Source organism: Formosa sp. Hel3_A1_48, assembly GCF_001735715.1.
In the GTDB taxonomy this organism is placed as follows: Bacteria; Bacteroidota; Bacteroidia; order Flavobacteriales; family Flavobacteriaceae; genus UBA3537.
The window spans coordinates 1,414,385-1,428,779 of record NZ_CP017259.1; the positions used below are offsets into that span (position 1 = coordinate 1,414,385).

General features: G+C 37.2%; 8 protein-coding genes. 3 read left to right on the plus strand and 5 right to left on the minus strand.

Annotation, left to right across the window (positions count from 1 at the left end; all coding sequences use genetic code 11):
• Positions 1-14 precede the first annotated feature (14 nt).
• Genes FORMA_RS06475 through FORMA_RS06490 form a run of 4 tightly spaced genes read right to left on the minus strand, consistent with a single transcriptional unit; the run spans position 15 to position 6,365 of the window.
• Complete coding sequence (locus FORMA_RS06475) at positions 15-3,269, minus strand: efflux RND transporter permease subunit (RefSeq protein ID WP_069674892.1); 3,255 nt, start codon at positions 3,267-3,269, stop codon at positions 15-17.
• 7 nt (positions 3,270-3,276) lie between these two features.
• A complete protein-coding gene (locus FORMA_RS06480; protein ID WP_069674893.1) occupies positions 3,277-4,407 on the minus strand; it encodes an efflux RND transporter periplasmic adaptor subunit in 1,131 nt (376 codons plus the stop codon).
• Between the two features lie 10 nt (positions 4,408-4,417).
• Positions 4,418-5,758: a TolC family protein gene (locus tag FORMA_RS06485; protein WP_069674894.1), complete on the minus strand. Its 1,341-nt coding sequence runs from the start codon at positions 5,756-5,758 to the stop codon at positions 4,418-4,420.
• Complete coding sequence (locus tag FORMA_RS06490) at positions 5,751-6,365, minus strand: TetR/AcrR family transcriptional regulator (protein ID WP_069674895.1); 615 nt, start codon at positions 6,363-6,365, stop codon at positions 5,751-5,753. The genes FORMA_RS06485 and FORMA_RS06490 overlap by 8 nt, the downstream gene beginning before the upstream one ends.
• Positions 6,366-6,490: 125 nt before the next feature.
• Here FORMA_RS06490 and FORMA_RS06495 point away from each other — a divergent pair, with 125 nt between their 5' ends.
• The 3 genes from FORMA_RS06495 to odhB all read left to right on the plus strand — a co-directional run bounded on the left by FORMA_RS06495 (position 6,491) and on the right by odhB (position 11,567).
• On the plus strand, positions 6,491-7,465 hold the full coding sequence (locus FORMA_RS06495; protein WP_069674896.1) for a polyprenyl synthetase family protein: 975 nt from the start codon (positions 6,491-6,493) through the stop codon (positions 7,463-7,465).
• Positions 7,466-7,582: 117 nt separating this feature from the next.
• Positions 7,583-10,357, plus strand: a complete 2,775-nt coding sequence (locus FORMA_RS06500; RefSeq protein WP_069674897.1) for a 2-oxoglutarate dehydrogenase E1 component — start codon at positions 7,583-7,585, stop codon at positions 10,355-10,357.
• A 1-nt stretch (position 10,358) separates the two neighbouring features.
• Positions 10,359-11,567 (plus strand): 2-oxoglutarate dehydrogenase complex dihydrolipoyllysine-residue succinyltransferase, encoded by a 1,209-nt coding sequence (odhB, locus tag FORMA_RS06505; RefSeq protein WP_069675470.1) that lies wholly within the window; start codon positions 10,359-10,361, stop codon positions 11,565-11,567.
• Here the strand turns inward: odhB and polA are convergent.
• Positions 11,564-14,395: a DNA polymerase I gene (gene polA, locus FORMA_RS06510; RefSeq protein ID WP_069674898.1), complete on the minus strand. Its 2,832-nt coding sequence runs from the start codon at positions 14,393-14,395 to the stop codon at positions 11,564-11,566. The two genes, odhB and polA, sit on opposite strands and share 4 nt — an antisense overlap.

A 14,395-nucleotide genomic window follows, 5' to 3' on the forward strand; every position in this document is an offset into this window, starting at 1 on the left:
TAAAAACACCACATCTATGCAGCAACATTCACACCTTTAGTTTTTATTTTATTTATTAAATAATATAATATAGGAACCACAACAAGAGTTAAAAACGTCGCAAATGAAAGCCCGTAAATAATTGCCCAACCCATTGGCCCCCAAAAAGCAACATTTTCGCCCCCGATATAAAAGTTTGGATTTAGTTCTGTAATCAAGGTTTTAAAATTTATGTTGATTCCTAAAGCAAGGGGTAAAAGGCCAAGGATAGTTGTCATTGCGGTAAGTAAAACCGGTCTAAGCCTTGTTTTCCCTCCCTCAACAATGCACTCTAGTAGCTGTGATGAGGTCAGTTGTTCTGCACCATCTAAATTCAACGTTTTTCGCTTTCTGTCAATGATTAAATTGATGTAGTCAATAAGAACAATGGCATTGTTGACAACAATTCCTGCAAGAGAAATGATACCTATCATGGTCATCAAAATCACAAAATCCATTCTAAAAATAAGTAACCCAAATAGAACTCCTATTAAACTTAGGAATACGGAAATGGAAATAATTATTGGTGTTGTTGCCGAGTTGAATTGCCCCACAAGAATAAGGAAAATCAATAAAACCGCAATAAGTAGAGCTTTGCTGAGAAAAGCCATTTCTTTTGCTTGTTTTTCCTGTTCCCCCGTAAAGTTAATTTCTAGACCTTTGGGAATCTCAAAATCGTTGAGTAAAGCTCTAATTTTATCGTTTACATCTGTTGGATTGTATCCATTTAAAACATTGGAATAAACGGTTACTACGCGGTCAAGATCAATGCGTTTAACAGCACTAAAGCTGCTGTTGTTTTGTGTTGTTGCTACAGCTGAAATAGGGACTTGTTTTATTCGCCCACTTCCCTGATCTCTGAATGTAATTTTCTGATTCAACAGTGCATTTCTATTGTATCTATACTCTTCTTTCAAACGGATATTAATGGGATAATCGTCTGTAAAATCTTTGAACGTTGAAATTTCTTTTCCATATAGTGCTGTTCTCAAATTATTACCAATAAGCCCTGTTGAAACCCCTAGTCTTCTCGCTTTTTGGCGGTCCACATTTACTAGGAGCTCTGGTTTTCCTTGATCAATATCCAGTTTAAGTTCTTCGATGCCTGGGATATTTGCGGTATTAATGAATGATTTAAGTTGATTGGCAGTTTTAAGAATGAGCGTATAATCATCACCTTTAATTTCTAGATTGACAGGCGATCCTGTAGGTGGGCCATCTGCAGGTTTATCCACAACTATACTCACGCCAGGGTAGCCTTTAATAACATTGCGAATATCGTTTAGCACTTGTTCTGAGCTAACGCCTAATCTGTCTTGAAATTTTACAAAATCAACCGTAATTCGTGCTTTGTTTGGGGTATTACCTCCCGTCTGTCCTTTGCTAGGGTCTGCTGTGCCCTCTCCAACTTGTCCTATTATAGAAGTTACTAGAAAGTTTTCGCCATCAATTTCATATTTTTTTAAATGGGTTTCAATATCTTTTTCAATTCGCAAGGAAAGGGTGTTGGTTTCTTCAATATCAGTTCCTATTGGGTATTCGACGAAAACAAAGACTTGTTTCGCTTCTGTATTTGGAAAGAATAAGACTTTTGGTGGGAAAAAATACATCAATCCAGCCGCTGTAAAAAGCAACATAAACGAGCCAAAAACTATGCTGTAAGGGTTTTTACCCCTCAGTGCAAAGGCTAAGAACTTTTCGTAAATGCCCTCTAGTTTATTGATGAGCGTCACTTTATTCTCTTTCTTTACAACTTTCATATAGAGTGAAATCAGCATAGGGTTTATGACCAAGGCTACAAACAAGGATGAACTCAATACGATAATAAGTGTGATAGGAAGCCATTGCATGAACTTTCCAATAATACCGTCCCACATGATCAAAGGTAAAAATGCGGCAAGGGTAGTTGCTGTTGAAGCAATTATAGGCCAAGCAACTTCACCAACCCCTTGTTTTGCAGCTTGGATTTTAGGCATACCTTCATCCATTAGTCTGTATACATTTTCGACAACTACAATACCATTATCAACTAACATCCCTAGTGCAATAACTAGAGAAAACAAGACCATTGTGTTCAGTGTTACACCTAAAAAATTCAGAATAATAAATGATAAAAACATCGACAAAGGAATGGCAATTCCGACAAATAGTGCATTTCTAAATCCTAGAAAGAAGTATAGAACAGTCACCACTAATATGACACCCAAAATAATACTGTTTTCCAAATCGGCCACCATCGTTCTCGTGTCGTTGGATTGGTCATTGGTCTTAGAAATGATTAGACTTTCAGGGAAAACAGAGGATTTTGCTTTGGCGATAATTTCATCAATTTTGGCTGAGGCTTTTAACAAGTTTTGGCCACTTCTTTTTTTCACGTCTAGCATAACCACGGGCTGTGTGTATTCACGAGCATAGCTTTGTTTTTCTTGCTCTTTAAACTCAACATCTGCAATGTCCCTGAGAAATACAATTTGACCATTTTCATGTTTAACAACAATATCTTTGATGGCTAAAGGGTCTTTAAACTCACCTGTAACACGCACATTTCTCCGTATTCCATTTTCAAGAATATCTCCACTTGATATGCTTTGGTTTTCAAATACTATGGCGTTCTCAATGTCATTAAAACTGATTTTCGAAGCTTGCATTTTATATAAATCAATAGCAACCTCTAGTTCCTTTTCCTGAACCCCTCTGATATCAACCCCTGAAATTTCTGTTAGCTCTTCGATTTCGTCTTCAAGATATTCAGCATAATCCTTTAACTGATCCATTGAAAAGTCTCCAGAAAGGTTGATGTTCATAATGGGCATTTGCTCATTAAAGTTTGTTTCTGTAATGCTTGGTTCAGCGGGCAAATCTTTTGGAAAGTCTTTGTCAGCCATAGCAATATCTACCTTATTTTTAACCTTTTGAAGTGCATCGGAGGGGCTAATATCAAAATTGAACTCAACATTGATACTAGAAAATCCTTGAATCGATGTAGATGTAATTTTATCCACTCCAGTGATGGCATTTATTTCTTTTTCCAGCCGTTTGGTAATCAACTTTTCTACATCTAAAGCAGAATTTCCAGGATAGGGTGTCGCTACGTAAATCTGAGGGACGATAATTTCCGGGTAGTTTTCTCTAGGCATACTGGTATACGATAGAAAACCACCAAGAAGAACAATAAAGGTAATAACCGCTACGGTCGATTTATTTGAAATTGACCAAGAGGATAACTTAAATTCTTTGTTTTTTTTACTCATGGCTCGATTATTCTGCTAAAATTACATTTTCATTAGCTTTGACTAAGCGAAAACCTTTATCTACAATCAAAATATTTTCTGTTAAACCCTCTTCAATGAAAGACTCATTATCATAGTTCAATGTAGTATTGATGTATGTTTTCTCAACCATAAATGTATTGCCTTGCTTTTGGAGCGTGTAGACGAATTTTTTATCTAAACGATCTTTTTGAATTAATTTGGTTGGGATTACAATTCCACTGTTTTGAAAATCATTAATACGGACATTGGCTAGCAAATTAGCCTTAAGTTCATTATTGGGGTTGTTGATATTCATACGGACTTTAAAACTTCTGTTGTTTGGATTTATAAAATTCCCAACCTGGTCAATTTTGGCTTTTACTTTTTTTCCGATTGAGGGGAAGAAAAGTTCAACTTCAGTATTTTTACGTACTGTTTTTAGGTACGACTCGGTAACGTCACTTTCCACATGTACCTTGCTTAAATTTACCAAGCGCACTGCGGGCAGTTGTGGGTTAGCAATCCCACCTTCTTTAATAAAAATTTCATCTATAATTCCTGAAAATGGGGCTGTCACTTTTAGTTTTTTGGCTTGCTCTCTCAAGCTGTTCAAGTTGTTTTCTAAGCCTTCTTTTTTGGCCTTAGTTTGAAGAAACTGAAGTTCACTTCCAATATTTTGATCCCACAAACGTTTCTGGCGTTCAAAAGTTGTTCTTGCTAAATCCAGTTGCGTTTGCAATTCAGTTATTGAGCTTTCAATTATTGAACTATCAATTTGTGCTAAATTTTGTCCTTTTGAGACTTGTTGCCCTTCTTTAACAAAAATCGAGGTGATAGTACCACTGCGTTCTGGGTACAATTCAACACTTTGCTCCGCTTCAACAGTACCTTGAACCTCAATATAATGACGGAACAATTTATTTTCTGCTTGAACTGCTGTGACAACATTCAGACGTTTGGTTGTATCTAGTTTTGAAATGTTAGATTCTACGGAATTGAGAATAGAGCTTAAGCTGTCGATTTGATCTATAAGAGTCGCTTTTTGAACTTTTAGCTCTAAAAGTGTTGCGGATTGTTTTTTTGAGTTCCCACAAGAGGCAGCCAATAAAAAACATAACAAAATACTTATCTTTTTCATGAATATTTTTTCAATTTATTTGATTAGGGTTTAATAAAACATCCAAAGCTATGTGTTTGTTTAGTACATAAAGCATGGCTTGGATATATTGTTGCTGGGCGGTGTATAATTGAGCTTGTGCCTGACTCAATTCAAAACTACTGGCAAGACCTTCAAAGAATTTTATTTGATTTTTTTGCTCTATCCTTTTGGCGAGATCTAGCCCTTGTTTCTTATTCACCAAGTCTTGTTTAGCAAAGGTCAAATCGTTCTTAGCGCTTTTAATTTTAACGAGAATCTGCTGTCTTAAATTGTTGAGGTCACGTTCGGATTTTTCTAGATTTATTTTTGCTTTTTGTGTTAAAGCCGAACGTCCTAAAGAACTGAATAATGGGATAGACATATTTAATCCAAACACAGATGCTCCGAACCATTTTTGAGATTGATCTAAAAAATCAAAGTTATTGCTGTTACCAGAATAAGTACCATTAACAAAAGCATTAATAGTTGGTAAAGCTTTACTTTTTTCGAGCTTTAAGAGGAGTTCTTTAGATTTTAAATCATTTCGGGCAATTTGGAAATCAATTGTATTTTCTACACTATTTTTGGCTATAGTTGTGTTTTTAATTTCAGAAAGAGCTATTAAATCCTCCATACTATCAGTCAACACTACAGTTGCGTTAGTGTCCACTCCAATTGTTAGATTGAACATAGCATAGGCTAAATCTTTCAACGTAAGATTGTAGTTTTTAGCACTGATGAGCCCAGATCTTGTGAGTTGTAATTGTTCTATATTTTCTTTCTCCGTCATGCCATTCTCGTACACTTTTTCAAGGTCCTCTATATTCTTTTCAATTACAGTGATGTTTGCATTTAGAATTTTAATATTTTCTTCTGTTAGCAGAATGTTGCCGTATGAATTAGTGACCGCTATTCTTAATTCAGTATAGGTTTTTTCTTGTGCATTTTTAGAAATCTCTAAATAGACTTTTGCAGCCTGAAGGCCTACTAAATAAGAGCCGTCGAATATTTTTTGACTTATGGTCAATGTTCCGTTCATGCTTTGCTTTGTTCCAAATGCCACTTCCGTAAATTCTCCTACATTACCTCCAAAAAATTCTGCTGGGATTAATGAGATTTGTTGTTGTATCCAATTATTGTAGGAAATATTAGCATTTATTTGAGGAAGACCGGTCGAGGTTGTTTGCCACTTTTGCAGTTGCGCTAACCGCACATCGCTTGTGCTATTTTGCGCTGTGTTGTTGTACAAAAGCGCATGTTCTACGGCTTCCTCCAAGGAAAACGCTAAAACAGGATAATCTTGAGCGAAAACTGTAAACGAGAGCATTATCAAGTAGATTAGTTTATGCATTTTGGGTTTTATTTTGTTTAATGTATTTATTGAGAAGACCTAATCCTTTTTCTGTGACTATTGCTCTAAGATGATATTCCAAATAGCTTTCCATAAGATAATTTTTATCAAACATATCTTCTGAAAAAACACTTTGGTCACGAATCCCCGACATCCCCACAAAGTAAACTCTGGAAATAAAAGCGGTGTCTATTATTGGCCTAAACAACTCTAATTCTACTCCTTTTATTAGGCTGTTTTCAACAGAGGAATGCATTTTCTCGAACTTTTTAATTTCTAATTGCTCAAAAACTTTTGGATAGTATTTTTTTAATTGAAATTGTGCTGAACCTCGTTCGTTTCTAAGATAGTCCATCACAAACATTTTTATTTGATACAATTCTTCAATGGGGTTTATGGCTGATTTATTAATTTTTTCAATCTCCTGATAAATGTATTCTAGCACTGAAAATGTCACAGCCCTGACGAGCTCGGTTTTGTTGGAAAAGTTGGCATAAATCGTTTTTTTGGAAATGCCCATAGCCGAGGCAATGTCATCCATCGTTACATTTTTGAACCCCAAGGACAAAAACAATTCTTCAGATTTAGAAATAATTTCTTTTTTCATATTAAGCGGATGCAAATATAATACAGAAAACTTGAAAAACAATAAAAGTTTCCAGAGTTTACATTTTTTTAACATTTGTTGATTTTCAAGTGTATTGTAAAGCTAAATCTGCTATTTTTGTTTTGATGAAATCTATCAAACAGTATCAAGAACAATTTGTCGCTTATTTAGAGCACTATAACCGTATCCGATCACCTCGGAATTTATACGATCCGGTTCAGTATATTCTAAAATTAGGAGGAAAGCGTTTACGACCAACTTTAACATTGATGACGGCAGACTGTTTTGAAGGAGATGTTTCTGCTTCCTTAGATGCAGCTTTAGCCATTGAAATCTTCCATAACTTTTCACTTATACACGATGATATTATGGACAATGCCCCTTTGCGCAGAGGCCAACAAACCGTTCATGAAAAGTGGGGCTTGAACACAGGAATACTTTCTGGAGATGCGATGCTCATCATGGCTTATCAGCTTTTTGAATCGTACAACGCAGAGCAATTTCAGCAGTTGACGACTTTGTTCAGCAAAACAGCGCTGCAGGTTTGTGAGGGGCAGCAATACGATGTTGATTTTGAAACACGTTATGATGTAACGATTCCTGAGTATACAAAAATGATTGAATATAAAACTGCCGTTTTGGTAGCCGCAGCGATGCAAATGGGCGCTATAGTAGCCAAAGCATCTGAGGAGTCTCAGAAAAAGTGCTACGCATTTGGCAGAAATTTAGGGATAGCATTTCAGCTTCAAGACGATTACCTTGATGCATTTGGGGATCCAGAAACATTTGGCAAACAAGTAGGGGGTGATATAATAGAAAACAAAAAGACCTATCTCGTTCTCAAGGTTATGGAACTTGGATCAAATCAAAATAAAGCAAAATTACAAGCGCTTTACCAAAACGCATCTATTGATTCAGATCAAAAGATAGCTAAGGTCCTACAGATTTTTAGCGAAAGTGGAGCTGCAGAAGCAACAAAACAAGCCATAGAAAGTTACACTCAAATAGCTTTTGATGATCTGGAGTCTTTAGACATAAAGCCAGAAAATAAAGAATTACTTCGTAGTTTCGGAGCTCAATTGATGACAAGAACGTCTTAAAACCTTTAAATTCGTACACATATTAAAATTAAAAAACACTATGTGATTTTCACAAAAGTTGTATTTTTGATGATAGAATTTAATTGTACTATTTTCTAAGAAAACGCACACTATCAAATGGATAAGTATTCCTTTTTAAACGCTGCTCACACTGTATATTTTGCCGATTTGTATGAACAATACCAGCAAGACCCGGACAGCGTTGAGCCCAGCTGGAGAGCTTTTTTTCAAGGGTACGATTTTGGTGCTGAAAATTATGGACTTAATGGTGAAGTGGTTGAAGGGGTAAGCACTCAAGTGCCAGAGCATGTTCAAAAAGAATTTCAGGTGGTCAAATTGATTGACTCCTACCGCACTAGAGGGCATTTGTTTACTAAGACCAATCCGGTTCGAGAACGAAGAAAATACGCGCCATCTCTTGAAATTGAAAATTTTGGACTAAACCAAAACGACCTTAGTACAACATTCAATGCAGGCGAAATATTAGGGATTGGTCCACAAACGTTATTCAAAATTCGAACGCATTTAGAAGCCATTTACTGTGATTCTATTGGAATAGAATACATGTACATTCGTCAACCTGATGAAATCCAATGGATTCAAAACCGACTAAATCAAAACGACAATCACGGACAATTTTCTGTTGAGGAGAAAAAACACATCTTAAAAAAACTCAATGAAGCTGTTTCGTTTGAGCATTTTTTACATACCAAATATGTAGGGCAAAAACGGTTTTCTCTTGAGGGGAATGAATCGCTTATACCTGCATTAGATGCGTTAATTGAAAAAGCAGCATCTTATGGGGTTAAAGAATTTGTAATGGGTATGGCTCACCGAGGGCGCTTAAGTACATTAACTAACATATTTGGAAAATCTGCTAAAGATATTTTCAGTGAATTTGATGGTAAGGATTATGAAGAGGAAGTCTTTGATGGCGATGTGAAATACCATCTTGGTTGGACAAGTGACCGTCTAACCGACAACGGAAACCGGATCAATTTAAGTATAGCCCCTAACCCTTCACATCTTGAAACTGTAGGAGCTGTTGTCGAAGGGATTACGCGAGCTAAACAAGACCAATACTACAAAGACGATTTTAGTAAAGTTTTACCAATAGTAGTTCATGGCGACGCTGCCATTGCAGGTCAGGGGTTAATATATGAGGTGGTTCAAATGGCTAAACTAGACGGCTATAAAACAAACGGTACTATTCATATTGTTGTAAACAATCAAATTGGATTCACAACCAATTATTTAGATGCTCGATCGAGCACCTATTGTACCGATGTAGGTAAAGTTACACTCTCTCCTGTATTGCATGTGAATGCCGATGACGTGGAAGCTGTTGTTCATGCAATTCGTTTTGCTTTAGACTTTCGAATGGAGTTCAAAAGAGATGTTTTTATCGATTTACTTGGGTACAGGAAATACGGGCACAACGAAGGGGACGAGCCGCGCTTTACTCAACCAAAATTATATAAAGCAATCTCAAAACACCAAAACCCCAGAGCTATATATGCAGACAAATTGATTGCTGAAGGGATTATCGACCAGGCATACATAAAGCTGCTTGAACAAAACTACAAAGCTAGCCTAGAATCTGAACTCCAAGATTCCAGAAAAGAAGATAAAACAGTCATTACCCCTTTTATGCAAGACGCTTGGACATCTTTTTCAAGAGCGCGCGCAGACCGCATGTTAGAGAACGTTGACACCACTTATCCAAAAGAAAAACTTGCCGAAATTGCAAAAGTCATATCCACTTTGCCAAGCGATAAAAAGTTTATTCGTAAAATAGAACGTTTGGTTCAGTCCCGTCAAACAATGTTTGATCAAAATAAATTAGATTGGGCTATGGCAGAGCATTTAGCTTATGGCTCTTTACTACAAGAGGGTTACGATGTTCGGATTTCTGGTCAGGATGTTGAACGTGGAACATTTTCACACCGTCATGCAGTAGTTAAAGTAGAAGATAGTGAAGAAGAAGTAGTCTTGCTAAATAATATATCTTCCGAACAAGGGGAGTTTCATGTTTACAACTCCTTATTGTCTGAGTATGGTGTATTAGGATTTGATTATGGCTACGCCATGGCGAGCCCTAATACCTTAGGTATTTGGGAAGCGCAATTTGGTGATTTCAGCAATGGTGCTCAGATTATGATCGATCAATACATCTCTTGTGGCGAAGACAAATGGAAAACACCAAATGGCATTGTTATGCTGTTGCCTCATGGATATGAAGGACAGGGCGCTGAGCATTCTTCGGGGCGTATGGAACGCTATTTACAACTTTGCGCCAAAGACAATATGTTTGTAGCAGATTGTACCACACCCGCTAATATGTTTCACCTTTTGAGACGACAATTGAAAGCAGATTACAGAAAACCATTGGTAGTGTTTACCCCTAAAAGTTTGTTGAGACACCCAAAAGTCATCTCATCAGTAGACGAATTTGCATCGGGAGGTTTTCAACCGTTAATTGATGATAAAACTGCACAAGCATCAAAAATTGAAACCTTAGTTTTTGTCACAGGTAAATTCTATTATGACTTAATCGAAAGACAAGAACAATTAAGTAGAGATGATATTGCGTTTGTACGCATCGAACAATTATTCCCGCTACCTGAAGCAGAAATTGAAGCAGTTCTTTCAAAATACGCTAAAGCAACAGATGTTGTTTGGGCTCAAGAAGAACCTAGAAATATGGGTGCTTATGCACACATGTTGATGCATATCGCACAAGCTAAACATTGGCGTGTTGCATCTAGAAGGAGTTATAGTGCACCTGCAGCAGGGAGTGCTACACGGTCGAAAAAGAGACACCAAGAAATTATTGATTTTGTTTTTGACCAAACAAAAGATAATCAAAGAAAAAAGACGAAAAAAAAATAGCATGATTTTAGAAATGAAAGTGCCTTCGCCAGGCGAATCTATAACAGAGGTTGAAATTGCAGAGTGGCTAGTACAAGACGGCGATTATGTTGAAAAAGATCAAGCCATTGCAGAAGTGGACAGTGATAAAGCTACACTTGAGCTTCCAGCAGAGGAGAGCGGAACCATTACCCTGAAAGCGGAAGAGGGTGATGCTGTCGAAGTAGGTGCTGTTGTTTGTTTGATTGATACTAGCGCCTCAAAACCAGAAGGGATTCAGCCTGAGGTAAAAGAACCGTCTGCACCAGTTGCTGCTGCACCTGTGCCAGTAAATACCTCAAATACCACATATGCAAGTGGGGCCGCTAGCCCTGCTGCAAAGAAAATTTTGGCTGAGAAAGGAATTGATACTTCTGCAATTTTAGGGACTGGAAAAGATGGACGAATCACTAAAGAAGATGCTGTAAATGCAGTACCATCTATGGGTCAAAAAGTAGACGTAGATGGTCGTGGTGTTAAGCGATCCAAACTATCTATGCTGCGCAGAAAAGTTGCCGAACGATTAGTTTCAGCAAAAAACGAAACCGCCATGCTTACAACTTTTAACGAGGTTGATATGTCTCCAATCTTTGAGCTTAGAAAACAATACAAAGAAACGTTTAAAGAAAAACATGGTGTTGGTCTTGGCTTTATGAGTTTCTTTACTCTTGCAGTTGTTCGCGCCCTTAAGCTTTTCCCAGCTGTAAATTCAATGATTGATGGCAAAGAAATGATTTCTTACGATTTTTGTGATATCAGTATCGCTGTTTCAGGCCCTAAAGGCTTAATGGTTCCTGTGATTAGAAATGCTGAAAATTTATCATTCCGCGGGGTAGAAGCTGAAGTAAAACGCTTGGCTATTCGCGCCAGAGATGGTCAGATTACTGTCGATGAAATGACTGGAGGAACATTCACAATTTCTAACGGAGGAGTATTTGGTAGTATGCTTTCAACACCAATAATCAACCCTCCACAAAGCGGTATTTTAGGGATGCATAATATTATCGAACGTCCTGTAGCTGTAGATGGAAAGGTGGTCATCCGCCCTATGATGTATGTGGCCTTATCCTATGATCATCGTATTATTGATGGAAAAGAATCTGTAGGATTTTTAGTTGCAGTAAAAGAAGCCTTAGAAAACCCACAAGAGCATTTAATGAGTAATGACGTTAAAAAGGCATTGGAACTTTAATGCGCCTCTAACCAATTTGCACCCATATCTATTTCCACATCTAAGGGAACATTTAGTGTATGGGCACTCTCCATTTCCTCCTTGATTAATCTTTTGATGCGTTCTAGTTCAGGCATATAGACATCAAAAACAAGTTCATCATGAACTTGTAAAAGCATTTTTGATTTATAATTCCCATTTTTGAGTTTGTCGTGAATTCGAATCATTGCTATTTTAATGATATCAGCTGCACTGCCCTGAATTGGCGCATTTACAGCATTGCGCTCAGCTGCTCCGCGCACCACCGCGTTTCTTGAGTTGATGTCTTTCAAATACCTTCTGCGTTCAGAAATAGTTTTGACATAGCCGTTATCTCGAGCAAAATCTACTTGATCAGCCATGTATGCACGAAGTTTTGGATAGGTTGCATAGTAAGTATCTATAAGTGTCTTGGCTTCGGTTCTACTTAAATCCGTTTGATTACTTAGACCAAAGGCCGAAACTCCATAAATAATACCAAAATTTACAGTTTTGGCATTGCTTCGCTGCTCTCTTGTGACTTCTTCCAAAGGCACATTAAACACTTTTGAGGCCGTAGAGGCATGAATATCTTCCCCATTCTTGAATGCTTGAATCATGGTTTCCTCTTTGCTCAAGGCGGCAATTACTCGAAGCTCAATTTGAGAATAATCGGCAGCTAATAAAATGTGGTGTTCGTCTTTGGGGATAAAAGCTTTTCGCACTTGGCGACCACGCTCTGTACGAATGGGAATATTTTGCAAATTCGGATTGATACTACTTAAACGCCCTGTCGCAGCCACAGTTTGTAAATACTCAGTATGGATATGCCCTGTTTTGCTCAGAACTTGCTCTGGAAGAGCGTCTACATAAGTGCTTTTTAGCTTTGCTAATCCTCTGTATTCTAAAATGGCTCTAATAATTTCGTGGTCTTTTGCTAAGTAAGACAACACATCTTCTGCGGTGCTGTATTGACCCGTTTTAGTTTTTTTAGGTTTATCAACTAGTTTTAATTTCTCAAAAAGAATTACCCCCAGTTGTTTTGGAGAAGCAATATTAAAAACTTCTCCTGCTTTGTTGTAAATAGATTCCTCTAATGCACTAATATCCTTATCTAAATCTGAGGACAAGCCATTTAGAAAATCAACATTCAAACGAATGCCTTCCAACTCCATATCCGCCAATACCTTGATCAATGGAATTTCAATAGAATTAAATAAATTTAGTGTATTCGCATCGGACATTTCCTTTTTAAAATGTTGAGCCAATTGGAAGGTGATGTCGGCATCTTCTACAGCGTATTCTGCAACCTCTTTTACAGGTACCTCCCGCATTGTTTTTTGATTTTTACCTTTTTTACCTATAAGTTCTTCTATAGATTGTGGGGAATAATTCAGATAGGTTTCCGCTAGAATATTCATGTTGTGACGCATGTCAGGATTGATGAGGTAGTGGGCAATCATGGTATCAAAAAGCGGACCTTCAACAGATAGATTATATTTGCGCAAAACCTTGAGATCGTATTTTAAGTTTTGTCCAATTTTTTCACTAGTATCATTTTCAAAAAAGGGTCTTAACTTATCTATTAATAGCTGTGCTTTTAGCTGATCTTCAGGAAAAGGCACATAAAATCCTTTATGTGCTTCCCACGAAAATGCAATCCCAACTAGTTCAGCTTGCAAAGCATCTAAATGTGTAGTTTCTGTATCGAAACAAACCGATTTTTGTTTTTGAAGCTGTTCAAAAAACAAATCAAATGCAAGATCACTTTCAACAAATTGATAAAAATGAGATACAGATTTTAGAGATGCTCTTTTGAAACTAGGTTCAATACTTTCGTTGTCTTGTGGGGCATCAAAAAGTGAAAACTGTCCTGTACCTGCAGAGTTATTATTCTTGATTGGCACGGCTTGCTTTGTTGGTTTTTCCTCTTGATTTTTTGGTGTATCAGCTGCAAATGTTTTTCTGAAGTTTTCGATTAATCGTCGAAATTCTAGCTCTTGAAAAATAGCATTCACTTTGTCATGATCAGGCTTATCCAATTCAAAATTTTTAGCATCAAAGGCAACAGGGACATCAAGTAAAATTGTAGCTAATTTTTTTGAAAGTAGACCTAACTCGGCATTGGCTTCTACTTTTTCTTTCATTTTCCCTTTCAGTTCATGGGTGTTTTCAATCAATCCCTCCATACTGCCATAAAGATTGATAAATTTTTTTGCTGTTTTATCGCCTACACCAGGAAGTCCAGGAATATTATCTACTGCATCACCTTTCATCCCTAAAAAGTCGATTACTTGTAGTGGGTCTTGAACTTCAAATTTTGCCTTAACTTCCTCAATACCCCAAGTTTCATAGCCTCCGCCAAACATGGGGCGGTACATGAAAATATTGTCACTAACAAGCTGCGCAAAATCCTTGTCAGGAGTTACCATAAAGGTTTGAAAACCTTCTCTTTCTGCCTTTTTAGCCAGCGTCCCTATAATGTCATCAGCTTCATACCCTTCTTTTACCATAATGGGTATGTGCATGGCTTCTAAAATTTTGTAAATATAGGGGACGGCAACTTTTATACCTTCTGGCGTCTCATCACGGTTGGCTTTATAATCTGGAAACATTTCAATTCGGTCCGTGCTACCCCCTTTGTCAAAGCATACCGCTAAATGGTCGGGCCGTTCTCTTTTAATAACATCCAACAAGGAATTTGTAAATCCAAGAATTGCCGAAGTGTCCAGCCCTTTGGAGTTGATTCGCGGGTTTTTGATAAACGCATAGTATCCTCTAAAAATAAGGGCATAGGCGTCGAGTAGAAATAAGCGTTTTTGTTTATCCAT